The organism is Nocardia sp. CA-084685, assembly GCF_050955785.1.
In the GTDB taxonomy this organism is placed as follows: domain Bacteria; phylum Actinomycetota; class Actinomycetes; order Mycobacteriales; family Mycobacteriaceae; genus Nocardia.
Window position 1 is genome coordinate 157,899 of sequence record NZ_CP192095.1, and the last position, 26,063, is coordinate 183,961.

Sequence of the window (26,063 nt, forward strand, 5' to 3'; positions counted from 1 at the left end):
GAGCATTCCCAGCCGGTCCACTCACATCGACTGCGCCACAAGCATTCCCAAATAGCTCGCCGATGCCCCTTGCCGGATCTTCCGTGGCCGAGGAAGCTATTCGTTAGCAAACTCTTGCGACCGGGAGGGCCCTGCGATGCCGGGTTGGTACGTGCACATGGACGCCGCTCGACTGACGGCGGAGCGACTCCGCGCTGGAGAGGTACCTCCCGGTTTCGGCGTCGATCCCGCCGAGGCGCAGGAACTCGGCGAGTTGTGCCACACCTGGCGCAACTACCTGGCGCTGGGCGCCCTAGGACCCGACCTGTTCTACATGCTCCCCGACTTCGCGAATACCAACGGCTGCGTGATCCGACAGGTCATCCAATGGGCGCTCGATGTATGGAAGGAGATCGACGCGGAGTTCGTCAGCCGGTGGGAGAAATGGATCGAGCCCATCAGCACAAACGCCTCCCAGCTCGCCTCGCAACTGACAGGTGGGCTGTCCGCTCAGCTCGGCCAGATCCTGGACGAGCTCGCATCCGCGATCATGACGGCGTTCAAGGGGCTACTCGCCACGATGGGCGACTGGTTCGGCGTACTGACGTCCGGACCGCCGCAGGGCTATTCGGACGAGGCGTTCTACTGGAGCGACGTCTTCCACTACCGCAAGACCTACCAGTTCCCGTTCGTTCTCTACCGGCAGGCGCGTAAGGCACTTGCCGCAGCCGGCGACGACCATGATGCGCGTAAGGACGCCGAGGCACGGATCGCGTTCGCCGTCGGGTGGCTGACGCATTGCGCGACCGACGTGACCGGCCACCCGTTCACGAACGCGAAGTGCGGCGGCCCATACCGTGACCACTGGCAACGCCACCATCTGGTCGAGAACCACTTCGACTCGCAGAACTATGACGCCACCCATCCAGGACCGCTCTTCGGCGAGTACGGCACCAGCGCGCTGCACTTCTGGGTCGCCCTCCGGCATCGCGACGATGCGCCGTACGACGGTCGCGATGATGCCCCCGCCTACGACTACTTCACGGGGTTCCCGGCGTACGACAACGCCGACGGCCCTGCTCACGCGGCCGCTCGCGCGGTGTTCTTCGACCTGGACTCCGGTGAGCTGCCCGAGCACCTGACCGACGCGTTGCTCGACGCGATGGCGACCGTCCACCCGCACGGACCCAAGATCCTGACACAGGACCCGCAATACTCCGCCGACGATGAGCTGGGCGACCCTGACGGGCGGCCCAACGGGGACGCGATGGCCCAGATGTGGGCGACGGTGTATGGCTACCTGAAGATGACGTGCCGCGACGGACTCTCTCCTCGCATGCCCGCACCGCCGGACGTCTTTACCGACCACTCGTTCCCCACGCCACCAGGCGGTGGCGGGGGCGGTGTGGACGACGACCCGTCACGTGGCGCCGACCTGGACGACGACGACGGTTTCAGCCTCGTCGACCTGCTGCTGGCAATCTTCGCGTGGGCGGCCTACATCGCCGAGGTCGCGCTGTGGCTGGCCACGGTGCTGCCCGGCCTGATCCTCGATATCGCCACCTTCCCAGCGCGCGAGGTCATCTATTGGACGGTGGTTGTCCCAGCGTGGAATCTCTACATGCTGTCGCGCCGGGCGCTGGTCATGTCCGGCTTCCTGATGCCGAAGCCGGAGGAGATCGCCCTCGGGCTCACGCGGCTCGGAACCACGGGGGCGTTCGACATAGGTGCTGCGCTCGACGACCCGTTCGGGTTCGGAGGGTCGGCCTTCGTCCTCGACGAGCCGTCCGGCCGGCTGTCGGCCACGTCGTCGCACAACATCGATCCTGCGTACCCGCGCAACGTTGTCCGCGACCATCCGGGTGATGTGTCTGAGCCCGACCTCGTGGCGGCGCTCGGGCTGACGGCGAACCTGCGGTACGCCGGTGACGGTAACCAGGAGTTCAAGCCCAGTGAGTGGGTCGCGCCGTGGCAGTACCCACTGCGGAACCGGGCCGGGCAGGGGGTGCCGCAGGAGGGTCCGGCCACCCACGCCGGCCCCTATGTGGCCGGGGAGGACAGCACCGTTCTGCTCTCGGCCGTGCCCGGGAACGCTGACGCGCGCGACGAGCTAGAGAAGGCAGGGACCCCGGCCGAGACCTTTGCCGCGCTCACGAACCTGCTCGCCCAAGACCAGCACCTCGGCGCTCCGGTCGACTATTCGACATACCTGGTCATGTGCCTGTTGCGTGACCGCGACGAGGAAGACTTCCGCGTCCCGGACTTCAACCTGGACGCCGACCGCGGCTACGCCTGGAAGTGCTGGGACTGGAGTCGACACAACCTCCGCGACGCGGGTGACCTAGGGGCGCGCGGCGCGTGGGAGTGCGTCCCCGACTTCACCGCGACGCAGCAGTCGGATTTCAGCTATCCCCAGCCATGCACGCCACCGCAGCAGTTCCACGCCAAACACGACAACCCGCGGCAAGAAAGCGGCGGCGTACCCCTCGACTCGCAGTGGCACGACCCGCACCTCGACCTCGAGGTGCACTACCTCAGCCGCGCGGATGCGCCGCCCGAGCCTGACGGCGACGACCCTTGTCAGAAGCATCCCCGCAAGCCCGACCTGGAGACCGGGCTGGATTGGCAACGCCGCGTCGCAGCGGAGGGCGGGGGCGGATGAGGGGCCAGAATCGGGACCGAGAGCGTGGCCAGGACCCCGCCGTCGTCGTCGGCGCAGGCCCGGAGAAACCTGAGTGGCGCGACCCCGATCCTGGCTGGCAGCCCGAGCCCGGCAAGGCCGACGAGTGGCGAGGCATTGCCGCCGAGATCGGCCGCGAGCGGCGTCCGCCGCGCGAGCAGGTCTACCCGTACTTGTTGATCCGCGCGGTCGTCGGCGACCGTGGGATACGTCCGACCTGGCCGCCTGCCTCCTGCTGGGAGTCGCCGGACATCCTGCTGATCGACGCGTCGTATCCCGGCGAGTTCGACCCGTCGCATCTGGTGATCTCTCCGGTGGCGGGCCGCTCGTACCGTGTTTTCGTGCGGATATGGAACCTGGGACTCTTCCCAGCGTACGGCGTGCACGTCAAGGCCTGGGCGGTGAATCCCGGCTTCTTCGGAGCGTTCAACCAGAACGACCCCTACTACCAGCAGCACCTCATCGGCGGCCGCTGGGCCGAGCTCTCAGACCGGACTCGGCCGGACTGCACCGCCGTCATCGAGCTCGACCGACCGTGGAAGCCCGATCTGTCCGAAGTCGGCCACCACTGCCTGCTCGCCGAGGTCGGCTGCCCGCTCGACCAGGCCGGTGGACCGTTGCTCTCGAACTCGGATAGACATGTCGGTCAGCGCAACCTTGAGATCCTTACCGGCGCTACCAGTCCCATGACGCTGGTCGGGACCCTCGGAGGCCTGGTACCAGACGGGTTCACCCTTGAGGTGATACACGCTGGTCCGGTGATACTCAAGACCATGCAGGCGCTCACCGGCGGCCGGCTGGAGGGCCGCAAAGAGATCGCGATGGCCTCGCTTGAAGAGCTCCGGTACGGCGTCCTGACCAAGACCGGCCGCCACCTCCTGACGGCCTTCGCATCTGAAGGACGTTCGGTGCTCGTGTCCACCGAACGCCTCATGGAACTCGGCGGCACGCGGGTTCTGGATCATGCGGGCGGCGTACGGCGCTTCCTTGGTGAGATCGGTCCCACGGGCTGGGCTCGAATCGGCACGACAACCGATCGGCCGCTTGACGAGGCGCTGATAGAAGGCCTCGCGCGGCTTGTCGACGCCTCCTTGGACGTGAGTGCCCGTGAGTTGGCGGAGCGGCTGGGTGGCCGCGAGGACGCCCTCCACGCATTGCGCTTCGTGCTGACCGATCCCACCGGCGGGCTCGTGGGCGGCTACACCGTGATCGTGGGATAGCACCCAATTACTCTGGCCGCGCTATCCGCCGACGGCGCCGCCGAACGGTTCGTGATCGACTGTTTCTGGCTCACCAACAGCAGCACAACGCTTTTGCGCGACTCGACTCGCTCATCTCCGCAGATCTGCACCTCTGCGCTCATAGCAGCGTTCACGATGACAACCCGAATCAGAGCTGGCCACACGACGGCGGTGCCAAGCCCGTAACTTCAGCCCACAATCGAAAAAGTGTTCTCTAGGGTCTTTCGGGATCCGTCCTCGATGTAGCTGACCGTCTGGTTGGATTGGGTGCGAACGGTTATCCCGGGCATGTCCACGACGCACCGGCCACGGTTGTGTTCGGGGGAAGTGAGAGTCGTAGCGCACCGGCTGCGCCGACTCGGCGACACCCGCGTCGTCGAGAAGCGATGGTCTGACGAATTTGCCGATAATCGTCTTGCTACGTGGGATCGTTCATCCTGGCCAACGCTGCGGCGATCTGCCCGCGGAGCGCCGGCGCCGGATCGCTCGCGTAGTCATTGATCACCCGCTGGTACGCGGTGCGGGCCTCCTCGGAGCGGCCCAGCGCCCCGAGAGCGTCGCCTTGGTAGACCAGCGCCCTGGCCACCTGGTTTCGCAGTGCCGGCGCCGGATCGCTCGCGTAGTCATTGATCACCCGCTGGTACGCGGTGAGGGCCTCCTCGGAGCGGCCCAGCCCCCCGAGAGCGTCGCCTTGGTAGACCAGCGCCGCGGCCACCTGTTTCCGCAGTGCCGGCGCCGGGTCATCGGCGTAGTTGCGAATCACCGACTTGTATGCGGCGATTGCCTGATCGGACTGGCCCTTCTCCCAGTGCAAGCGGCCCACGCAGACCAGCGCCTGGGCGACAAGGTCGCGGAACGCCAGTGTCGGGGCGCGCATTGCCGGTGTTGCACCGAGCGAGTACTCGAAGATCACCCGCTGGTACGCGGTGATGGCCTCCTCGAAACGGCCCAGCACCCAGAGCGTGCCGCCTTGCTGGACCAACGCCGTGGCCACCTGCTTCTGCAGCGCCGGTGCCGGGTCATCGGCGTAGTCGCGGATCACCCGCTCGTACACATCCAATTCGTCGTCGAACCACAATGTCGCCGACATGCCCTGGCTGACCAGCGCCGTTGCGACCAGCTCGCGTAGCGCTGGCGCCGGGTCGCCGCTGTATTTGCTGATCATCCGCTCGTACGCTTCGACGGCGTCCTCGAACCGCCCCAGCGCCCCGAGAGCATTGCCTTCTTCGACGCGCGCCGTTGCGACGAGCTCGCGTAGCGCTGGCCCCGGGTCCTGGCAGTATTCGCTGATCATCCGCTCGTACGCGACGACGGCGTCCTCGAACCGCCCCAGCGCCCCGAGAGCATTGCCTTGTTTGACCAGCGCCTTGGCGGTGAACTCCCGCATCACTTCGTGCCCCGATACGGATGCGCGTGTGTAGAGGGGTATCTGTGCGACCCGCTCGTATTCTTCGATGGCCTCCTCGAAACGGCCCAGCCCGCCAAGTTGGTCGCCTCGCTTGACTAGCGCGATGACAACCTGATGCATTCGTGCCATGTCGATGGCGAGCTGACTGCGCTGCCGCTGTACCAATGCCAGTCCGGAGGCAGTGTCACCACCGCTCGATCGAGGTGCAGGACAGTTTCTCCCTTTGAGCTTTTCGCGCAGCAGCGGAAACACATCCGCCATCGATAGAAAACCGTCGGCAGAGGGCCGGCCCGAGCGGAGTACGTCGAGGAGAGCACTTGTGAATGCAGTACATCCGTCGTGACTCGTGGCGTCGGCGAACTTCGTTTTGGTGTCCGTTGCGGTAAGAACGTAGGTGCCGTCGATGACCGCGAGCTGTTCGAGGGCTTCGTCCTGATCACCGCCAGCAAGCGTGCCGCCACCGAATGCGCGACCGGCGTGGCAGCAGTCGAGGATGACCACCTTGACAGTAGCTCTCGACGCACGGATGCCGTCGCGAATATCCGAGTAGCGCTGCGTTGTGTTGCCCGGCCGACGTACGCGGGAGCAGGAATGGGTCAGGCCGAGATCTTCTCTACCAACGGCAACACCGTGCCCGGAGTAGTAAAACAGGAGAAGGTCTTCTGCTTCATCAATCGCGGGTTCCAAAGCGTCACTGAACGCTTCGGCACCGTCCGGGTCGACCACCACCGTCACGTGGCGTAACCCGGTCTGTCTGCGGAGGAAAGATGCGAACTCGGTCAGGTTCCGGGCGACGGTCGGCAATGACGCGAAGCCGGAATCCGTTCCGTAGGTGGATGTTCCGATCAGAACAGCTCGCGATCCCTCGCTATCGGGCAGCTTCACCGATTGTTCCCTGGGCGATCTCGAATGCCCGCCGCACGGCTGTCGTTGTCGCAACGTTCACACCATCGGCAACGACCTCTGCCTTCCCTGCCGGACCTTGGACGGTCAGTTTGAGCGTTGACTTGCGAGATTGCAGCCACGACTTCGTGCAGGTTGCGAGGGCGGCGATCAGCGCGGTGTTGTCCAAGACGAGGCGAATGACGTCCTCTGCCCCCATATGACCTGCCTGCGGCTCGCCAGGCACGAGGGATTTGCGAACCGTGCGTAGCTGGTCGTCGTCGATGACGACCGCATACAAGTCATGCAATGCGTCGACGTCATCGTCTGTGCCGGTGACGGAAATCTGGAACTCAGACATACGCGTCGCCTCTTGGAAGGTTCCCTGGATGGGTTGGTGCGGAAAGTCTATTTCGCGATCCACAGTCAAGCGTAGGCGTGGTGCAGTTGTTCGGCCACGTGCTCGGCACGGTGCGTAGTTCGCACAGCGGGACGCGGGTATGGGTGCGTCGAGAAGCGATCTTGGGCTCAACCGGTAGGAGCGTCACTTGTCGGTGCCAGTGAAACCCGGGACGGCGTCTAGCGGAAACGCTGGGCGCCTCGTGTCAGAAACCCGTGCCGGGAATCAATGTCGAAAAACGTCGAACTGTGGCGCGTAACGCATCCATTGGACCCTCGGCGCGCTCGCCACCAGCGACGATAAACCGATCAACTCGCTGCGACGAAGACACCGTCCATGACGCAAGCCCGCTGGTCCAGCCTGCGGTGACACGCCGAACCCAGGGGAAAGTTTGTTCGACATGTCGCTGCAGCTGGGAGAAACCATCACATGGTGGGCGGACAGTCACCGGCGCGGCGTTGCACCCGAGGCCCCGGCGGCTGTGCGCCGCACTGGCACCATAGCTGTCGTGCACCTTAGCCCGATCGACGACAGTCGGGTGGTCGCTTACAGCGTCGGCAGCAACCCACTCGGCGAATACCTCGCGATCGTTAGGCCGGACTACGGCCATCGGCCTAAACTGGCCGACCAACCAACGACCAGCGGTCAATATATTGGACACACTCCGACTCCGAGCGGACGCGGTGATGCCCCAGTATGGACGGAGTTGATCACGAGCGCCGGCATCGCGACATCAACGCTGCCCGCCCTAGGCGCCTCGAGTCCATTCGGTCGTCAGCCAGCAGACAAACACCCAGCTGGGGCAATGCCGAAGAAGCATTCCGGGCGAGATCACCTGAGCCGCATCGCTGAGCACATCCACATCGCGGCCAGCACAGCACCGGCGTTGAAGTTCAGCCCAGGCTTTGAGGCAGACGCGACGAAGAGTGCTGTTTCAGAATGAGGCTGATCGTGGCGATGAGAGTGTCGGTCGAGGCTTCCGGGTTCCACGCCCCGATGGAGACCGAGCCGTAGAGGTAGGTGAGGATCATCGCCGCTAGCGCCTCGGGCTCGTCGGGCTCGGTGTCCGGCTCTGAGCTTCGCGGGCCACGCGTTGCGGTTATCGCCTGGGCGAGCTTCGTGCGGAGTAGCGCGATGGAGTCGTGGACTACTGGTTCGCATCGGCTTTCAGCGGTCAGCTCCATATGTAGCCGCACCCATCGCAGGTCGGACAACACACGGGCCAACGCGTTCGCGGGGTCACCAAGTTCGTTCCATGAGTAGATCTGCGCATATTGGTCGACATGGTCGGCGACCTCACCTACCCATTCGGTGAGTACCGCGATGCCGAGCAGGAGTTTTTCTGGGAAATGTGTGTGCACCCCGCCGTGGGTAACATCAGCTCGTTCTGCGACCGCGTTGATGGTCGCGGCGGTATATCCGTGCTCGGCGATCAGTGCTCGCGCGGCAACGAGCAGCCGCTGTCGGGTCATCTCCATCGTCTGTGCGCGAGTCGGCCGAGTTGGTTTGGATGGCCCTGCGTTCAACGCACTCATCTCGCCGATCAATTTCCTTCTGTTTCGATAGTGTTCACCATGACGTGTCATCGGAGTACCGAATGTCGGCGACTCGTCACCAAATGACCGGCTTGGTGAGGGCAACCCGGGAATGTTTGATGCCAAGGCACAGTCCACGCTCCGCACCCACCGGTCGCTGGTCAGCAGTGACCGAAACGCCCTCTGGCGAGGCCGCGGAGAGGTTGGTGGAACTGTGGGCGATTCAGCTGATCAGCAGCTGCCAAATCGGCAGCAGGCATAGCGACAAGAGGGTGGATTTGAGGACTGCCGAGGCGGCCAGATCGACGTCGGTGTCGTAGGTTTGGGCGAAGGTGAACAGGTTCTGTGGGGCCGGCATGGCAGCGATCAGGATCAGGTAGCCGCGCCAGGGGTCCGGTATTCCGGTGATCTGCAGCGCGCCCCACATCAGCAGCGGGAACCCGATGCATTTGAACGCGACGAGGCTGTTCTCGTCGGTGCTGGCTCCGCGCCAGCGCAGGCCTGTGCCGCCGACGTAGAGACCGAGCGCGAACAAAGCGACCGGGGACGCGGCGTCGCCGACGAACGACAGTGACGTCAACATCAGGCCTGGTATCGGGACGTGCAGCGCGTTGAGCACGACACCGGTCAGGCATGCCAGCACAACCGGTGTGGTCAGCGACCGCCACACCCCACGGGTGATTCGCTGCCCCGGTGAGCGGTCGAGGTCGTCATCGTTCGGGGCCGCTTCCATGATGGTGATCACGACGACCGTCAACACCAGCACCTGGAACAACAAGATCGGGAAGATCGGTGCAGCGTCGCCGAACACCAACACCAGCACCGGAATCGCGAAGTAGGCGGTGTTGACCTGAACGCCGGCCATGATCCGCAACGCAACACCCCGAATGCTGGTGTGGTGCACCAGCCGTGACCAGATCCCTATCGCAGCCGCCGCGACCAGCGCGGTGATCGCGTACACCGTCAGCGATGCGGGATCGAACAGCTGCCGCAGGTCGCTGACGTAGAGTTTGCCGAGCAGGTAGGCAGGGATGGCGAGGCGGAACGCGAACTCTGACAGCACCCGCGAATCGCTGGCGGCGATGATCTTGCGGCGGGCGAAGTAGGCGCCGGCGGTGAATATCAGCACGATCGGGGTGACCGGGCCTAGGACCTCGCCGACCACAGCGACTGCGCTCACTCGTGTTGCCCCCTGCCACGAGTTCGGTTTTTGGTCACAGGTGCAGGCCTCCGATGTCCAGCCACAGCTCGAGGATCAGGATCGACCACAGCAGGTTGGCGGTTCCTGCGGTGGGAGTGTGCGAGCCCTGCTGGGTGAACAGGGCTTTCACCACGACCGGGTCGAACAGGCCGCTGGTGTGGGTCAGCGGGAGCACGATATCGCCGACCATGTCGTAGAGCGGTTGGCCGGGCACCATCATGGCGTGCACGGGCAGGGTGAAGGGTTGTTTGGGGCGGTCGATGATCCGTTGCGGGATTACCGTTTTCGCGGCGGCCGCGACCGGCGCTTTGCCGATGCCGTCCGCGAGTTTCAGGTGTGCGGGCAGTTGATGCGCGAACGCGACGATGTCCGGTTGCAGGAATGGGATGCGGGCCTCGACTCCGTGGGCCATGCTCAGGTGGTCGACGCGGCGCAGGATGTAGTACGGGAACCGCTCGATCTGGTCGTAGCGCAGCAGCATCTCCAGCTTGCCGAGCGCGCTGGTTTGTGCCCTGGAGGCGAGGTCTTCGGCAATCTTGTCGCTGAACATTCCTCCTGCCGCGGTGAGTGTCGCGCGGTAGTCGGGGCTGTAGAGGCGTGTGAGGGTGCTGGTCGCGGCGGCGGCCAAACTCGTCTGGTAGCGGTGATGCCAATCTGGTGTGTGGTCGGTGGCTGCGGTGTGGAAGCGGGTGTATCCGGCGAAGAGTTCATCGGCGCCGTCGCCGGTGATGGCGACCTTGAACCCGGCGTCACGGATCGCGCCGAAAAGTCCGTAGGTCGACAGGCTGTGCGGGGCGTTGTTGGGTTGATCGAGGTGGGCCACGAATTGGTTGATCAACGTCGGGAACTGTGCGGGATCGAGTTCGACCTGGGTGTGGTTGGCACCGCAGTGGTCTGCGACCTCGCAGGCATAAGCGCGCTCGTCTGCGGGCCAGTCGCCGGTGTAGGCGACGTTGAATGTCGGGACCTGGCCGATCAGCTCGGCGGCGACGCCGGTGAGGTAGCTCGAGTCCAATCCGCCAGAGGTAATGACGCACACCGGGACATCTGCACGCAGCATTCGGTCCATTTCGGTGCGCATCAGCTGGTGTAGCCGGGTTCCGGCGGTGGCCACGTTCATGCCATCGACATCGAATGCTGGTGCCGCGGGCTGGGTTTGGCGTTCGCGGAGCTGCCCGGCGGCGGTGAAGCTGATTTGGGCTCCCGGCGGGAGAGTTTCCACGGTCGTGAACATCGTGGTCGGCCCCCACACTGCTCGCCCGCCGAGGTAGCGGTCGACCGCGAGTGTGTCCAGGTCGGCGGGGAAGTCTGGGAACTGTTGCAGGGCATGTAGTTCGGAGGCGAACCGGATCCCGCGTCCATCGCGGGTGCGGTAGTAGTACAGCGATTTCATGCCCGCATGGTCGACGAACAGTTTCAATGTCGGTGCGCCGTAGCGGGAATCGACGACGGCGATGGCGAACATTCCAGCCAGATACGAGGTGAAGTCATCGCCGTAACGTTCGTACAGTGGCAGCAGGATGTCGCCGTCGCAGTCGCCTTCGAAGTGGTAGCGGCCGTGCACACGGAGTTGGCGTCGCAGTTCGTTGTGGTTGTAGATCATGCCGTTGTAGACACACCACAGGTGCTCACCGAGCTGGAAGGGTTGGGTGCCGCCGTCGATGCCCTGTACGGTCAGGCGGGCGTTGCCCAACGCCCACCCGGCCCCAAGATGCACCGTTTGCGCGTCAGGGCCGCCGTGGCGCTGCGCGGCGGCGACCGACAACATGGTGGTGCGGTCGATCGGGTCGCCGCCGAGGTACCCGTGGATGCGGCACATGCTCACACCACCCCCACCGTCGCGGTGGGCAGGGTGGTCGATTGCTGGAGGTGGGGGCAGTATCGCTTCATTGTTTCGGTGACGATCTGTGCCTGCCGCAGCATGCCGGTGACCTGCTCGGGTGTCGGTCGGGTGCCGTGCCCGTCCATGACGCCGTTGCCGGTCTTGAGATACACCGGCGCGGCCGCGGTGACGATGTCGGGGACATCGAGGGTGCGGATGAATCCGCCCGAGGACTTGGGGTTGTCGACATGGATGTCCAGCGGCACCGTCACCGCCTGCCGCAGCGAGGCGATCGCCGGGATCGGCAGGTCCCGCACAGGGTTGATGCTGTCGGCGCCGAGGTTGGACAACAGCTGCATCGACGCCGGATTGCCGTGCCCGCAGTGCGCCGAGACTTTCAGGTGGACTTGGGCGGGTAACTCACCGAGCGAGCGCAAGGTGCCCAGCACCCGCAGCAGTCCCTCGTCGTAGATGACGAACCCGCGCACACCCAGTTCCAGCCCGCGCAGAAGATCAGCCAACGCCTTTTCCAGTTGGTCTTGTCCGCGCAGCCTGTTGCCGTTGCGGGCACCTTCGGGTGTGCGCACGCTCGCGCCGATGTCGTAGGTGGCGCGAGGACCGATCGACATCAACACCTGCACACCGTGCTCACGTCCCAACCGCACATACCGCTCGATGTCGGCGTCGGGATGGCAGAACATGCCAAGGGTTTCGGTGATCCGGTTGATCGTGATCCCCTTTGCCGCTGCCCCTTCCAGCAAAGTCTGCGCTGCGGTGGCTGAGTTGACCGTGGGCACCTCGATGCGCCACTGGCTCCCATCCTGGAAACAACCCGTATCGGCGGGCTGAGCGGGTTCGCCTTTGAATACGCCTGCGGTCACCAGCAGTGCGCGAGCTTTTGTATATGACGTCATGATTTGCCTTCCCACAACACCAAGTGGTGTGCCGAGCGTCCCCGCGCCGATCACGTCGAAGACGAGGCACCCGAAGCCCTGCTGACCGTCGTACAGCGGGCGTCACTGAACGCGGATGGTGTTGTGTCACAACATCTGTGGCGGGTCCGCCAGGCCTCGGGTGCCTGATCAGCCTCGCGCAGATCAGGTGCGCAGCAAATCGCGCAACGCTTGCGTTGTGGTGGCGTAACCTCGGCGTGTCGATCCAACAGCCACTTCAAGGCGAGGACACGGGGATGATCATCGGGCGCTCGTGGACCGGGCAAACCGCCACCGACCTGCAAACCGCGCTGCGGTTGTCCAACAGGGCATTCAGCGCGCTGCTGGAAGTGGAACAGACCACCGTGGCACGGTGGCGCGCGAACCCCGGGTCGGTGCCCAAAGCAAAGAGCCAGCACCTGTTGGACGATGCCCTGCAAAAGGCGGACAAACCGGCGCAACAACGCTTCGCCCAACTACTCACCAGCCGCGAACTCGACCCACCGGATCCGACGTCCGGCCGCGGCAGCCCCGGTGCGACTGAAATCGACCGCGCCCGTGCAGAACCCGACCAGATGCACAGCAGTTGCACAAAGCGGCAATCAACGGTCGACAATTTCCTCGACCGGCATTGGACCGCCGAGTCCGCCTTGCGCGCGATCGGTGCTGTCGCCGAGTCTGATCACATGCAGCGACGTCAATTCCTGACCCTGTTGGGCGCCGAGCTCAGTGCACCAGCCCATCAATGGCTGCTGGCCCACCCGATGGGCGACCTCACCAGCCTGACCGGGACCCGCGTACAGATCAGCACCGTCGATGAGATCGACACGATCACCGCCAGTCTGCGTCGCATGGACGACCAACTCGGCGGCGGCACACTGCTGACCATGGTGGGTACACATCTGCGCAACCCGCTGCACCTACTGCGCCACGGCACCTACACCGACTCGGTGGGACGGCGCTTGTACAGCAGTGCTGCAGAGCTGCTTCGCCTGGGCGGCTGGTTGGCCTTCGACAGCGGACAGCATGCCCTCGCGCAACGCTATTGGCTGGCCGCACTACGCGCCGCCCATACTGCGGGCGACAATGCACTCGCCGCGAACACTCTCGGGTTCATGTCCTGCCAAGCCAAAGACCTCAATCAACGCCGGGAAGCCACACTGCTCGCCGAATCCGCGCGCGCCGGGTACCGCGGCACCAGCCCCCGCGTAAATGCGATCCTGCACCTGCGGGCCGCCGAGGCGTACGCCACCGAAGGATCGGCAACCGAAACCCGTCGCGCCCTAGATGCCGCGTTTACCAGCTTGGACACCAATCCTGCTGCAGCGGAACCAGATTGGTCATACTGGATCAGCCAAACTCAAGCACATGCCCAAGCGGGGTTCTGCTTTACACGGCTCGCGCAGCCCTCCAGCGCCCGACACCACCTGCAGCAGGCGCTGCGCCTGCAAGACCCCACCAACACCCGAGAAACAGCGCTGCGCTACACGCTGCTGGCCAACACCCATTTGCAGGAGCCGGACCTCGACCTCGACCAGGCCCTCGACTACGCGGGGCGCGCGGTCGATATCCTCGCTGACGAAGTCACCTCAGTTCGGTGCGTCGAGCATCTTGTTGCCATCGCCCAAACCTGCGCTGAACATCGCGGTCGCCCCGCGGTGCGCGACCTAACCGACCGAGTCCGCAGCCTCCGTTCGCTGACCGCCGCACGCACCGAATAAGCCACCTGGACATGCCCTCGAAGCACAGTGCAGAACCGCAACCACTCATGGAGATGGCGCTATGACATTAGCGGCGCGAAGCTTTGTTAATAACGTGTTGAAGTCGGCAACGAGTTCGGCAATGTTGGTCGCCGTCGAGTCGGGCTGGCCGGCCGCCTGTTGGGGAAGCGGCTCCAGAAAATCATGGTCTACACCCCAGCATTCCCAGAGTTGGTCCCCGTCAGGAACAGTAGCGCCGGAAGTGGTTAACCACTTTTCCGGTTCTTTTGCGTCCACTTGTGCGGTGAGGGTCGCCCGATAGACGTAGCCGTTTGGTTTGCTCGGAGTGATGACGGATCCAGCATGATAGGCCGCTTCGGGCGTCCATTTCGAGGCCTTCCCGAACGCGTATGGGATGCCTCCTCGCGTGCCTACTCGCCACGCCCATGGTCCTGTCGGACCAGGATTGAGAATGAGATCGCCGACCGAGTAAAACCCTACAGATCCTGCGAGCCTCTTCGGTCCATTGTGTGCGACGGCGATGCGGCGCTCCTGCAGCCCATCTCCTACCCATATTTCGGGGAAGCACTGCGCACCATGCCGAGGATAGGTCCCGTCGTCAACGTACGAGCAGGCCGTGTGTGGCGGATTGTTCCACCACGCAAGCTGCCACCTGCCATCCTTGACGGGAGTAAGTTCCAGCCAACTCTTTGGATCGACGCCTCGTCCCCACCCGAATACTCCGCGGAAACTCGAACCCGGCCATCCGCCAACGCCGACCGAAGAAGGTTCGGCTTCCTTGAAATTCGTAGAGACGCATTTCCACTGCACACCACCATCGGGAGTTAGATCACCGAGTGTTGTAGACCATACTGGTTCATAATCGAGATCTGATCGGCCTTCATGCACACATTCATACTTACAGCCGTTAGGAGCTGTGGGCCGCGTGACTTCTCCGACTAGATAGTTCCTTCCGGCATACCACCCGTCGAGGGCGCCATAATTGTTGATCACGTGGAAAGGTTTGGTCGAACCGTGTGTTGAAATGAATCTGGCGCGGGAGTCACTAGTGATATCTTCGATCATTACCCCGACGACGACAATACTCGGGCCAATGAACTTGGACGGAGTATTGGCCTCACCGTAGCAGCCCACGTATGTAGATGCCCCGACCGTGCGTTCGGACCTGTAGTTGAACCGGGCGTTCGACTCCGAAAGGCACTGAAAGAAGGAGATTCCCAAAGTGCTTTCGTCCAGAAATCCGCAGTCGCCGTTCGACGTGGCATTACATCTGATCAGGGCTCCGGCATTCGCCTTGTCGCCCAGGATATGGTAGCCGTGCGTGCCATTGCCGGTAGACTTGCAATCCTCGAACAAGAACCCGTCGCAATTCACTGAGAACTTAGGAAGGTCATCCACCGCTTTCACGTATATGCCCTTCCGGGGGAACCCATCTATCCATACCCGGTTCAGCCGCGCGCCATAGCATCCGACATAGATGCCATCGGCATTCGGGTTTTTGATGGTCTCATATGCGCCGGAAATGAGTACGTCGCGGATGGTGCAGTAATCAGCCGAGCTTGCGCCCGCTGCCGGTCCGGTCGTATCACCGAGAAGTGCGATGGCAGCGCAGATTTCCTCACCATCGACTATCAGCGGGCCTTTGTTCTCCGTCGGATAACGGACGACGTCGAGGTCCGGATCGGCGATGATCACGCTCGCGTCTGCGCTGTCACCCGCCCCGAACACCGTCAGCGCTCGATTCAGCAGGAGGGGTCTCGTTATCCGGTAGCGGCCGGGGGGAAGATACACCGAAGAACCAGAGCGGCCACGCTCCTGGCGTTTTCCGACGAAATCGCATGACGCGACGTCGATTGCCGCTTGGATAGCGTCGGTGTCATCGGCTTTTCCATCACCCGCAGCTCCGAAATGCCGCACACTGTAGAATCCCTGGATGGTATTATCGAGCGCAAGCGAGGCAAGCTCGAACGATGCAGGCGATGCTTGGAAACCTGTCCCACATTGAGCGTGGACGTAGAGAAATAGGCCGGGATCTGGCAGGTTCGTGTCGATTGTTTCGTTGAAGAGCAGCCTGCCCGACGCTTTGTCGACAAGTCGAGCATATATGAACTTTGAGTTCGGTGGCGCATAGATCGTCGCCTCGTATAGAGATTGTGTATTGCGCCGCGCCCGTTGCGTGCCGCTCGATCCGTCGAGGCGCGTCTTCGACGAGGTGGATCCAGAGCCGCGGGTAATGAAGTACCAATAGCCGACGGGTTCCGACTCGTCGAACCCGAAACCAATTGTGTTCGGTTCATGGCGGGGGTTGACGGCGCAGATATCGGTTGGGCGTGCCGAGAGGCCGCAGAACGCCCGGCCGCCAATAGGGTTGGCGCCCAACCCGAATAGTGCGCGCAAGCAGAATCCGCCGCTCCGCGGTTGTGTTCCGCGCCAGCAAATTGTATGGGTGCTTACGATACCCGCGACAATGTTCTTTTTTCCTTGGCTCACCCATTTTGTTCGCCGAGTTTGCGACAACGGGTCTTTCGCAGTCTGGCCGGGATGCGACACGACGCCTGTACTTGAAAAGTGCCATCCGTTTGCATCGCCCGGGACCGCGCCGTCGACTGGGCGCCACAAGGCGCTTGGTTCATCAGAGATGTCGAACACAATGCCTCCTCGGTGTTGGATAACATCGACTAGACACGCTCGGCCAGCAGTCTCTTGCCAGTTCTCAGTTTTTACAGGGTAGCTCAGCTTGTCATGAGAATCGCCCTCATGCGCTGCGCTTGCGAAGGATATGCCGATCCGCCGCCCCGGTCCGTAGGTCCGGCAACCGATCGGTGTGTGGCCTGCGGGCATGCGGACTTCTGCATCTGCCCCGTTTGAGTTCGGCACCGATTACGTGCAAGTGGTGGTGTTAGGCCACTCAATATCCGACGAACTCGCCCTATGCGCCACCGCGCACCGTGCCGAATACACAGCGTCGACAATAGGTTTCGGGAAAGACTTCTCGACACGGCTGGGCATGAAGCGAGCGCTTGGCTTTGGTCAGCGAGGCCGTTCCTTCTTATTGGTCTCGACACCAATGACCGAGCCGAACCTGTCAGGTCACTTCAACGCGAAACATCACGGTGTTGCTCATAGCAATGCGCTCTCGTCATGTGTGGCGGTGCATCGGACGACAGCTAGCCAAGACGACAGACTTCCCTGCGTTGACAAAGAAGGGCGAAATGCCGATTGTCGAATTCCAGTTCCGCCAGGAGGCGTTCGCACGGTTGGTTGCAGCGTGATGTCGTCAGGGATGCGGCCGTTGTGGTGCGCGAGTGAGCGGTTCGCGGACAGGCGGCCATCACGGATCACCATTCCGCGGAAGGGGGGGTCCGGCCCGCCCGATCCGCGATCACCATCGGATGTCGAGCTCCGTCGCCAACGTCCTGAGCCGCTGTGCGTCTTCCACTGTCGCTGGCTCCCAGAGATCCGTCGTAGGAAGCAACATGGACTCCTTCCGCCGCTCACGGTCGATCTCGATGTCGAATGTAATGCGGCACAACAGATCCCCGGCCTGGGTCACCGCCATCTCTATCAACTCACCCGGCAGGACCTTCGACAGTTGAACGCCCAACGCACGCTGCCACAGCGGCGTGTCGGCCCCGAATCTCACCCGCGTAGGTGGCCAGATCCGCATCGGCCATACCAGGACCCGCACTGGCGGCACCACCGGGCGCACACCCCGGTACTCCACTGCTCTCTTGGCGGTCACGGTTCACCCCGTGCCTGTAGGAAGTTCGACCGTGGTCACGGCTGCTTCGACTGCTGCCCACTCCACTCTGCCCGGTCGCGGATCCTTCCGAAATTCCCCGTGGATACGCTGGCCTCCCTTGGGGGTGGCCTCCACCGAGTATGTTTGCGCTTTCAGATAGCCGCGGCCGTGGCGGCTCAGCCCCTCGGCATCAGTGCAGTGTGCGGTTAGATGCAGATCGGCGCCTGGGCATTGCTGTCCATCTGTGAATACCAGTGTGCACTCGCCGGTGTGCGCTCGGGAGACCAGAATCCTCGATGTCGACGGTGTCAGCCGGGTCCGGCCGAGACCAGCGACGACCAAAGCCATGCCATCGAGGAGCCCATGAACGGCCGTCACCGGCTGTGCCTGGGCATCGAGTACGGCGATGTTGCCCAGGGTTCCACCCATTTCGTGCACCGCCAGCAACCCTGCCTGCAAGTCTTCACGCGCAGGAAAATCGACTAGGGCGACCGGAAGCTCCGCCGCAGACGCCGCGGCCACCATCCCGAGCACGAACGCCACCGACCCGCGATAATTCGCCACAGCACCGCGCCCCAACCCATTGGGCAGCAACCGATCCAGTGGCGCGATCGTCGGCAAACGCCCCCTCGGCATCCAACCATCGGCCTCCGCACGGGTGGCGAGACGCCTCTGCACCACAGATCTGGCCTGGACTGGCGAGAGACCCACGAAGTCGGCGTGCTCGACCCGGATCATGTTCGAGTTCTCCGTCGACCCGCCACACGATTATCGCACATACGTTCGACTCTAGCGCGAAGCGAGCGGCAATGACACAGTAGGGCTATCGATTGGCTAACTCGATGTGGCTGAAGCCGTACGGCAAGTGATACCTGGAGATTGGTGACAGACAGGTCACCCAGGCTCGGATAGGGTGCGAGGGCGATGGTGTCCTCAAGTAGAGACCGTTAGCTCACAGTGACGACGGGTTCATCCGCGCCTTCGGTCTCGCCCATTTCCTCGGCGATGCGCATGGCCTCTTCGATCAAGGTCTCCACGATCTGCGCCTCCGGCACGGTCTTGATGACCTGCCCCTTCACGAAGATCTGGCCCTTGCCGTTGCCCGAGGCGACACCGAGGTCGGCCTCGCGCGCCTCACCCGGACCGTTCACCACACAGCCCATCACCGCGACGCGCAGCGGCACCGCCATACCCTCCAGACCTGCGCTCACCTCATTGGCCAAGGTGTACACATCGACCTGGGCGCGGCCGCAAGACGGACAGGAGACGATCTCGAGCTTGCGCGGGCGCAGGTTCAGCGACTGCAGGATCTGCCCGCCGACCTTGACCTCCTCGGCCGGCGGCGCGGATAGCGACACCCGAATCGTGTCACCGATGCCCTCGGACAGCAGCGCACCGAATGCGACAGCGGACTTGATGGTGCCCTGGAACGCCGGACCGGCCTCCGTCACACCCAGATGCAGCGGGTAATCCGACTGTGCGGCCAATTGGCGGTAGGCCTCGACCATAACCACCGGATCGTTGTGCTTGACCGAGATCTTGATATCGCCGAAACCGTGCTCCTCGAACAGGCTCGCCTCCCACAGCGCCGATTCGACCAGCGCCTCCGGGGTCGCCTTGCCGTACTTCTCCAACATCCGCTTATCCAGCGAACCGGCATTCACGCCGATGCGAATCGGGATGCCAGCCGCACCAGCGGCCTTGGCCACTTCGCCGACCCGACCGTCGAATTCCTTGATATTGCCCGGGTTTACGCGCACCGCGGCACAACCCGCATCGATGGCGGCGAAGATATAACGCGGCTGAAAATGGATATCCGCGATCACCGGGATCTGGCTCTTGCGCGCGATGGTCGCCAATGCGTCGGCGTCCTCCTGGCGCGGGCAGGCGACGCGCACGATATCGCAGCCCGAGGCCGTCAGTTCGGCGATCTGCTGCAGGGTGGCGTTGACGTCATGGGTCTTGGTGGTGGTCATCGATTGGACCGGTATCGGGTATTCGCTGCCCACTCCGACCTTGCCGACCATCAATTGGCGGGTCTTGCGGCGGGGGCGCAGTGTCCGCAGCGGGGTGGTGGGGGCAGGGAGTTGTACGGGCGCATGGGTGGTCATGGCGCGCTCCAGGTGACGGCGGGCGGTGTAGTCGCGGGGGCGTGATCGGGCAGCGCATCCAATAGCGTGCGGCAGTCGTCGATGATGCCGGTGCTGGTGAGCCCACAGTGGTTCAGCAACTCGGCCCGACTCGCGTGCGGGAGATACCCAGCGGGTACGCCGAGGGTTCGGATCGCGACCGGAGAGTGAGGGGATCGTTCGGTGACGGCGTGCACGATGCGGGCGCCGATGCCGCCATCGACGTAGCCGTCCTCAACGGTCACGGTGGCGCGGTGGCGGGCGACGAGCCCGACCAGCGACGGGTTGACCGGTGTCACCCAGCGCGGATCGACGACGGTGACTCCGGTTCCTCGTGCGGTGAGGTCGGCGGCAGCGGCGAGGCATGGTGCGGCCATGGCCCCGACCGCGACGATCAGAATGTCGAGGGGCAGGCGTGGGCTGCGGAAGAGGATATCGATCCCGTCGATCTGAGCGATCGCGGGAATATCCTGTTCCACAGGGGCTTTCGGGAAGCGCAGAGCGGTCGGGCCGTGAACCTCGACTGCCTCACGAAGCAGTGCGCGCAGGCGTTCGGGGTCGCGCGGGCAGGCGATCCGCATTCCGGGGACGCTACTGAGCAGCACCAGGTCCCACAGGCCGTGATGGCTCGGTCCATCGGGACCGGTGATCCCGGCGCGGTCGAGCACCAATGTGATCGCCGCCTGGTGTAATCCGACGTCGTAGAGGACTTGGTCGAGCGCACGCGGCAAGAATGTCGAGTACATCGCAACGACGGGATGCAGGCCGCTGCTGGCGATGCCCGCAGCGGCCGCAACCGTGTGCTGCTCGGCGATCCCGGAATCGAAGACCCGGTTCGGATGCGCGGCCGACAAGGTGCCCAGTCCAGTCGGCAACCGCATCCCCGCTGTCGCGGCGACGATTCGCGGATAGCGCTCGGAGAGGGCCGTGAGCTCTCCTTCGAACACATCCGTCCACGTTGGTGTCGGGGGTGCGGTCGGTTGGCCGGTGGCCGGGTCGATCGGTCCGCAGGCGTGCATCCGGTCCGCGGCGTCGGTCTCGGCTGGACCGTACCCTTTGCCTTTTTTCGTGATTGCATGGACCAGGGTCGGTCTCTGCGAGTTCTGTGCGCGTTTCAGCGCGGTGGTGACCGCGTCGATGTCGTGGCCGTCGACAGGCCCTACATACTCGAATCCCAGCGCTTCGAACAAGTTTCCGGCTCCGGAGGTCCCGTCACGGAGCTGCGCGAGATGGGTGGCGATCCCACCGACGGTCGGGTCGTAGCTTCGGCCGTTATCGTTCACGACCACGATCAACGGCAGTGCGTCGGCCCCGAGGATGTTGAGACCTTCCCACGCGACGCCGCCGGTGAGTGCGCCGTCACCGATGACGACGACGACCCGGCGGTCGGTGTCGCCGAGTAGGTGAAAACCGCGGGCGAGGCCATGGCCTCGGGCGATACTCACCGAGGCGTGCGAGGACTCCAGCCAGTCGTGCTCGGACTCGGCGCGGCTGGGATATCCCGACAGCCCTCCACGCCTGCGCAGCGTGTGGAACTGTCCGGCGCGGCCTGTGAGCATCTTATGCGCGTACGCCTGATGTCCTGTGTCGAAAATGATCGGATCCTTCGGGGAGTTGAAGACCCGGTGCAGGGCAATGGTCAGCTCGACCATGCCAAGCGACGCGCCGAGGTGTCCTCCGGTCACAGCGACGGTGCGGATGAGGTGCGCGCGGATTGCGTCGGCTAGCGCACGCAACTGTGCAGAGTCGAGTCGCGCGATATCCTCTGGCACCGAGAGAGAATCCAGCACAACAGGTTTCACGTGTGCGGACCCGGTGGCGTGTGTGGCGGTCATGATGACGCCCCTGGGTGGCCGACGAACGCGGCGTCAAGTGTGGGTGCGGTCATGTCGACTGTCCTTGCCGCTGTGCCGGTAGTTGCCTGGGTGGGGCGAATCGCATGGTCTCGGTGGTGGTCTCGCGTTCGAGCACCTGCACCGGTCCGCGGGCTCGCAGCACGTCAACGACCTGATCGACGAGCTCGGGCGGGGTGGATGCACCCGCGGTCACACCGATAGTCGTGGCATGGGCAAGCATGTCAGGTTTCAGGTCCGCGGCACTGTCGATGAGGTAGGCGGGAGTGCCGGCGCGGAGGGAGAGTTCGACCAGGCGCTGGGAGTTCGACGAGTTGGCCGAGCCGAGGACAAGCAGGATGTCGGCGTCGCCGATGACGGCACGCACGGCGTTCTGCCGGTTGGTGGTGGCATAGCAGATGTCTTCCGACGCTGGCGTTTTCAGCTCCGGGTAGCGGGCCCGCAGAGCGTCGATCACTTCGGTGGTCTCGTCGACGGCTAACGTCGTTTGCGTCAGCACCGACACCGGCTTGTCAGCGGGCAGATCGAGGGTGGCGACATCCTGCGCTGTCTGCACGAGCACCGTGGCGTCGGGCGCCACTCCGAGTGTGCCCTCGGCCTCCTCATGCCCTGCATGACCGACCAGAACTATCGCATCCCCAGCACGAGCGAATCGCTCAGCTTCATGATGAACCTTGCGGACCAAGGGGCACGTGGCATCGATGACCGCCAGACCGCGACGGTCGGCTTCTGCTCGCACCGCAGGTGAAACCCCGTGTGCGGAGAACACAACCGTGGCACCGTCGCCTGGTGGGATGTCGTCGAGCTCGTCGACGAAAATCGCTCCGCGCCTGGCGAGTTCAGCGACAACGTGGAGGTTGTGCACGATCTGCTTGCGGACGTACACCGGGCCAGTGGCGTGCTCGAGGGCGCGTTCGACGGTCTTGATGGCCCGCTCCACCCCTGCGCAGTAACTTCGTGGCGAGGCCAGCAGCACCGTGACGGTAGGGTTCTGGTTCATCACCGACTCCCCTTCTCAGCCAATTCCTGCCACCACCAGGCGATTTCAGGATGTGGCGGTGGAGTAAGGTTGTCGCGGTCCCACAGGATGGGGGTCTGGGACAACGTCACCTTGGGTGCCGTGCCCGCGGTGCTGGTGCCGGTGAACTCCCGGTAGCGAGAGGTGGTGGCGGCCCAGTGGATGCCTGCGGGTATCCAGGCGGGCAGGTCGGCGGCGAGCCGTGCGACGGCCGGGCGGGGATCGGCGCGCAGCTGCTGCTGGAGATGCCATGCCACGGAAACGATCCGCTCGTACAGCTGCCAGGCTTTGATCAAAGCGGCTGCGGTGTCGAGGCCGTGCGCGGCGGCAAGCACGGTGATCAGATTCGTTTTCGCCGTTCCCGCGTCGCGCTCTTTAGCGGCGCTGCCCACGTCGTTGATGATGGTGCAGGCCCACATCACCGCCTCGATGAATGCCCGCACCGGTGGGTCGTCGAGCTCGCTGATCGGCAGCTCGCAACCCATCGTGGCTGCAGTGAACGCAACCAGTGTGGCGGCACCACATTTCGCCCACCGCATGCCTAAATAAGTCCCGAGATCCGGTGTCGCGCCGTGCTGGAGTGCGGTGTACCAGAGTTGACCCTCCAGCCAGGCCGCGACCTCGCCGCGGAACCAGACCATCTCGGCGGCGGTCAGCACGGTCTCGAGCTCCCGGCGTAGGTCGCGCAGGCTTGCCGCCCACTCATCGCCCGGCCGCAGCGGCGCGTCAGATCCGGTGTACATCACGCGTTGGAGTGCACCGACGTGGGCGACCATCTGTTTCAGGTCGGGGTGATCGTCCCAGAAGTCGTCCACCAACGCACCCCAGTAAAACCATTTCGTGGCTGCGATAATCGTGGATTCGGGAGCGTGTGGCAGTGCCGCGGCGATGCCGTCCGCACAGCCCATACGCTGTGCGACAAGGCGGTGGTCGAGGCACCACTGGACCGCCTGTCCGTCGATTGCCCACGTGTCGAAAGGATGGGATCGCAGCGGAAACGGGCAGTACACCGCGATCTCGTGCCGCATCGTCGGGAGTGTCTGTAGGTCGGCGGAGGATATGTCGATGGGCTGGGCTGCGGTCATTTGCTGCTGCTCCGGAGGTTGGGATGTCTTTAGGTGTTGCGCTCGACAACGCGGCGGGCGATCGCGGTGAGCTGGTCGCGACCATGGGCGGTGGGATGGGCTCGATCCAAATGCGTGAGCGCGGAGGCGATCTGCTCGTTGGCGTAGTCGCGTACCCAACCCCTGGCACCGGTCTTCTCGATGAGTTCGGCGGCACGCTGAACTTGGGCGTCGGAAAGCGGGTCGTCTGCGTCGTAGATCGCGGCCAGCTCCGCCGAGGCCGGAGTGCCAGCCTGCAGGGCTACCACAACGGGCAGGCTCTTCTTGCGTCGCCAAATGTCGGACAGCACAGGCTTGCCCGTGGCGTCGGAGCCCCAGATGCCCAGGAGGTCGTCGATGCCTTGAAATGCCATCCCGAGATCGCGCCCGAATCGTCCGAGGGCATCGACACGGTCCTCGGTGCTGCCACCGTAGACGGCTCCCAGAACACAGGCGCATTTCAGCAATGCGGCGGTCTTACCCTCTATCATTGTCAGGACCTCGTTGACGGACACAAAGCGAAACGTCTCGAGTGTGACGTCGGCTTGCTCGCCTTCTATCAACTGTTGACCGGCGGCGGTCAGCACCTCCAGCCCGTCGAGGGCATGCTGAGGCGAACTACGCAGCAGCGCTTGGATGGAGGCAACAAGCAAGCTGTCACCGGCAAGAATGGCCGCGGGCGAACCGTACGCTGCCCAGACGGCAAGTTGATGTCTGCGCAGGTCGTCACCGTCGATGATGTCGTCGTGGATCAGGCTCGCGTTGTGCATCAACTCCGTCGCCACCGCGGCGGGTACTGCGGCCAAAGCATCGCCGCCGACCGCCTCCGCGCAAGCCAGCACGAGTGCGGACCGTATGCCCTTGCCCCAGGAGCCCTCGCCCTCACGTTCGCCGCCGTCCAGTTCCGCCCATCCGAGGTGATAGGCCACGATCCGACCGATACGTTGCGGTAGCGCGTCGATGGCGGTACGCAACTTGGGCGCGACCACAGCTCTGGCTGCCCCGAGCATGTCATCGACCACTTCCATCCGGTGCGCGTCGTTTGTGGGTGTGGAGGAGCGTCGGCTCTCGATGGTGGTCATGCAAGATTCCTCGATGCGGATGGTGAAAGTGGTTGCACGGCAATGCGCTTCCCATCGCCTGGGGAGTGCCCGGTCTTTTGCGGGGACGTGGTGGTGGCGAGGCGATCGTGGCGGCCGTAGTGGGCGTCGCCGTGATGCTCGGTCATCATTCGCTGTGAGGCCGCGATCCAGCGGCGTCTGCCAGCGTTCTCAGCGAGGCGAGTCGCGCCTGGCAGCATCCGCCGCACAAACTCCAGGCAGCTGACCGTCATCGCCATCGCATCAACGGCGCGCTGGAGCATTGTGTTATCGGGCAGCGCGAGGTAGTCCGCGGCCTCAGTGCCTAGGATGCGGCGGGCATAGGCGCACAGCACAGCGGTGGCGACGCGTCGCGCGGCCCGGTGTGGCAGGTCATCGCCTGCGCCGACAGTCATTGGTCCGATCGCCTGCACCAGCGCCCGCGCCAATCGTTGGCTGTCCTCATCGGGATGGCCGAACTCGTAGGTGCCCTGCAGCCACAGCAGCCGCGCGCAGTCGCGCTCGCTGGTTGCCAGAATGTCAGCATCGACGCCCATCAGCCAGCCGATATAGCGAAAGCAATGGTGAACGGCGTCTTTCTCGCGACGGCTGAATTGCATACCCAGAGCCTCCGAGCCCGACAGGATCGCGAGCGTGAAAAGGAGGGCAGTCCCGCAGAGCTGCGACTGGTTAATGGGGTGGTCCCACCCGTCCCAGTCCCAATCCGCTCTGCGGGCCATCCCCGCGCGGACCAGGGCGTGCATCAACCGCACCCGCAGCGTGGCCTGGAACCCCGGCGCGAACCGCTCCAAACCGCCCGGCGCCGTCGCCGCGGAGACGAACCAGTCCGTCGTCTCGGCGATTCGCCGATCCACCATCCGATCCAGATCACCCGTCGCGACCAACGGTTTAACAACACGATGGGCGAGATAGCCGCCCATCAACGCACCCGCGGACAGTGCCGCGAGACCAATCAGGCCGGTACGTCCGATCACTTGGGCCGCGAGGTCTAGCTGAGCACGGTCCACCCAGACCGGGAGAGCATCAATATGGGCGAAAAATGCGGCGAGTTCCTCCGGCGGGTCCCCGACCGCGTCAATGCCGTGCGCCACTGCCACCTCGAACATGGCGCGGCCCTCACCTGGACGACGCTTCTTGAACATCGCGACGACATCATCGGCGAGCGGATCGCCCCGGTGGGGTGCGCTGCGCACGTACGCCTCACGCTGCTCAGCGCTGACCACGCAGGCCTTCGCTGCGGCACCGCGCGGTATGAGCGTGAACGGAAAAGCGTTGGGTAGATTCGGGTTTCGCTGTCGGCGCGGCATCGTCAGGTTC

19 protein-coding genes are annotated in these 26,063 nt (G+C 64.1%); 4 read left to right on the forward strand and 15 right to left on the reverse strand.

Going from position 1 to position 26,063, the window contains the following annotated elements; all coding sequences use genetic code 11:
* Nucleotides 1-157: 157 nt before the first annotated feature.
* Both ACQP2U_RS42885 and ACQP2U_RS42890 read left to right on the forward strand, forming a co-directional pair.
* Entirely contained in the window at nt 158-2,641 is a 2,484-nt protein-coding gene (locus ACQP2U_RS42885; RefSeq protein ID WP_433717175.1) for a zinc dependent phospholipase C family protein, read from the forward strand.
* Nucleotides 2,602-3,879 carry a hypothetical protein gene (locus ACQP2U_RS42890; RefSeq protein ID WP_433717177.1) on the forward strand — a complete coding sequence of 426 codons (1,278 nt, stop codon included), beginning with the start codon at nt 2,602-2,604 and terminating at the stop codon, nt 3,877-3,879. Before ACQP2U_RS42885 ends, ACQP2U_RS42890 begins: the two co-directional genes overlap by 40 nt.
* Before the next feature lie 439 nt (nt 3,880-4,318).
* Here ACQP2U_RS42890 and ACQP2U_RS42895 read toward each other — a convergent pair whose 3' ends face one another.
* The 6 genes from ACQP2U_RS42895 to ACQP2U_RS42920 all read right to left on the reverse strand — a co-directional run bounded on the left by ACQP2U_RS42895 (nt 4,319) and on the right by ACQP2U_RS42920 (nt 12,062).
* Complete coding sequence (locus ACQP2U_RS42895; RefSeq protein ID WP_433717179.1) at nt 4,319-6,193, reverse strand: caspase, EACC1-associated type; 1,875 nt, start codon at nt 6,191-6,193, stop codon at nt 4,319-4,321.
* Entirely contained in the window at nt 6,177-6,614 is a 438-nt protein-coding gene (locus tag ACQP2U_RS42900) for an effector-associated constant component EACC1 (RefSeq protein WP_433717181.1), read from the reverse strand. The genes ACQP2U_RS42895 and ACQP2U_RS42900 overlap by 17 nt, the downstream gene beginning before the upstream one ends.
* Nucleotides 6,615-7,483: 869 nt before the next feature.
* The gene (locus tag ACQP2U_RS42905; RefSeq protein ID WP_433717183.1) at nt 7,484-8,125 is read right to left on the reverse strand and encodes a TetR/AcrR family transcriptional regulator; all 642 of its coding nucleotides are present in this window, start codon (nt 8,123-8,125) and stop codon (nt 7,484-7,486) included.
* Nucleotides 8,126-8,348: 223 nt separating this feature from the next.
* Nucleotides 8,349-9,305 carry an AEC family transporter gene (locus ACQP2U_RS42910; RefSeq protein ID WP_433717185.1) on the reverse strand — a complete coding sequence of 319 codons (957 nt, stop codon included), beginning with the start codon at nt 9,303-9,305 and terminating at the stop codon, nt 8,349-8,351.
* Nucleotides 9,306-9,339: 34 nt separating this feature from the next.
* Nucleotides 9,340-11,145 (reverse strand): asparagine synthase (glutamine-hydrolyzing), encoded by a 1,806-nt coding sequence (gene asnB / locus ACQP2U_RS42915; RefSeq protein ID WP_433717187.1) that lies wholly within the window; start codon nt 11,143-11,145, stop codon nt 9,340-9,342.
* A 2-nt stretch (nt 11,146-11,147) separates the two neighbouring features.
* The gene (locus ACQP2U_RS42920; RefSeq protein ID WP_433717189.1) at nt 11,148-12,062 is read right to left on the reverse strand and encodes a hypothetical protein; all 915 of its coding nucleotides are present in this window, start codon (nt 12,060-12,062) and stop codon (nt 11,148-11,150) included.
* Nucleotides 12,063-12,065: 3 nt separating this feature from the next.
* Here ACQP2U_RS42920 and ACQP2U_RS42925 point away from each other — a divergent pair, with 3 nt between their 5' ends.
* Nucleotides 12,066-12,230, forward strand: a complete 165-nt coding sequence (locus ACQP2U_RS42925; protein WP_433717191.1) for a hypothetical protein — start codon at nt 12,066-12,068, stop codon at nt 12,228-12,230.
* Nucleotides 12,231-12,337: 107 nt separating this feature from the next.
* The gene (locus tag ACQP2U_RS42930) at nt 12,338-13,801 is read left to right on the forward strand and encodes a hypothetical protein (protein WP_433717193.1); all 1,464 of its coding nucleotides are present in this window, start codon (nt 12,338-12,340) and stop codon (nt 13,799-13,801) included.
* A gap of 45 nt (nt 13,802-13,846) precedes the next feature.
* On the opposite strand, the gene ACQP2U_RS42935 is transcribed toward ACQP2U_RS42930, so the two are convergent.
* From ACQP2U_RS42935 to ACQP2U_RS42975, 9 genes are all read right to left on the reverse strand, one after another.
* Nucleotides 13,847-16,450, reverse strand: coding sequence for a glycosyl hydrolase family 28-related protein (locus ACQP2U_RS42935; RefSeq protein WP_433717195.1), 2,604 nt, complete (start codon nt 16,448-16,450; stop codon nt 13,847-13,849).
* Between the two features lie 733 nt (nt 16,451-17,183).
* Nucleotides 17,184-17,543 (reverse strand): hypothetical protein, encoded by a 360-nt coding sequence (locus ACQP2U_RS42940; protein ID WP_433717197.1) that lies wholly within the window; start codon nt 17,541-17,543, stop codon nt 17,184-17,186.
* A 3-nt stretch (nt 17,544-17,546) separates the two neighbouring features.
* Nucleotides 17,547-18,086, reverse strand: a complete 540-nt coding sequence (locus tag ACQP2U_RS42945) for a hypothetical protein (protein ID WP_433717199.1) — start codon at nt 18,084-18,086, stop codon at nt 17,547-17,549.
* Nucleotides 18,087-18,490: 404 nt separating this feature from the next.
* Nucleotides 18,491-19,654, reverse strand: coding sequence for a flavodoxin-dependent (E)-4-hydroxy-3-methylbut-2-enyl-diphosphate synthase (gene ispG / locus ACQP2U_RS42950; protein WP_433717201.1), 1,164 nt, complete (start codon nt 19,652-19,654; stop codon nt 18,491-18,493).
* A complete protein-coding gene (locus ACQP2U_RS42955) occupies nt 19,651-21,507 on the reverse strand; it encodes a 1-deoxy-D-xylulose-5-phosphate synthase (RefSeq protein ID WP_433717203.1) in 1,857 nt (618 codons plus the stop codon). The genes ispG and ACQP2U_RS42955 overlap by 4 nt, the downstream gene beginning before the upstream one ends.
* A 49-nt stretch (nt 21,508-21,556) precedes the next feature.
* A complete protein-coding gene (gene ispH, locus ACQP2U_RS42960) occupies nt 21,557-22,525 on the reverse strand; it encodes a 4-hydroxy-3-methylbut-2-enyl diphosphate reductase (protein ID WP_433717205.1) in 969 nt (322 codons plus the stop codon).
* Nucleotides 22,525-23,628, reverse strand: a complete 1,104-nt coding sequence (locus tag ACQP2U_RS42965) for a terpene synthase family protein (protein ID WP_433717207.1) — start codon at nt 23,626-23,628, stop codon at nt 22,525-22,527. The genes ispH and ACQP2U_RS42965 overlap by 1 nt, the downstream gene beginning before the upstream one ends.
* A gap of 29 nt (nt 23,629-23,657) precedes the next feature.
* A complete protein-coding gene (locus tag ACQP2U_RS42970) occupies nt 23,658-24,728 on the reverse strand; it encodes a polyprenyl synthetase family protein (RefSeq protein WP_433717209.1) in 1,071 nt (356 codons plus the stop codon).
* Nucleotides 24,725-26,053 (reverse strand): oxygenase MpaB family protein, encoded by a 1,329-nt coding sequence (locus tag ACQP2U_RS42975; RefSeq protein ID WP_433717211.1) that lies wholly within the window; start codon nt 26,051-26,053, stop codon nt 24,725-24,727. Before ACQP2U_RS42975 ends, ACQP2U_RS42970 begins: the two co-directional genes overlap by 4 nt.
* Between the last annotated feature and the right edge of the window lie 10 nt (nt 26,054-26,063).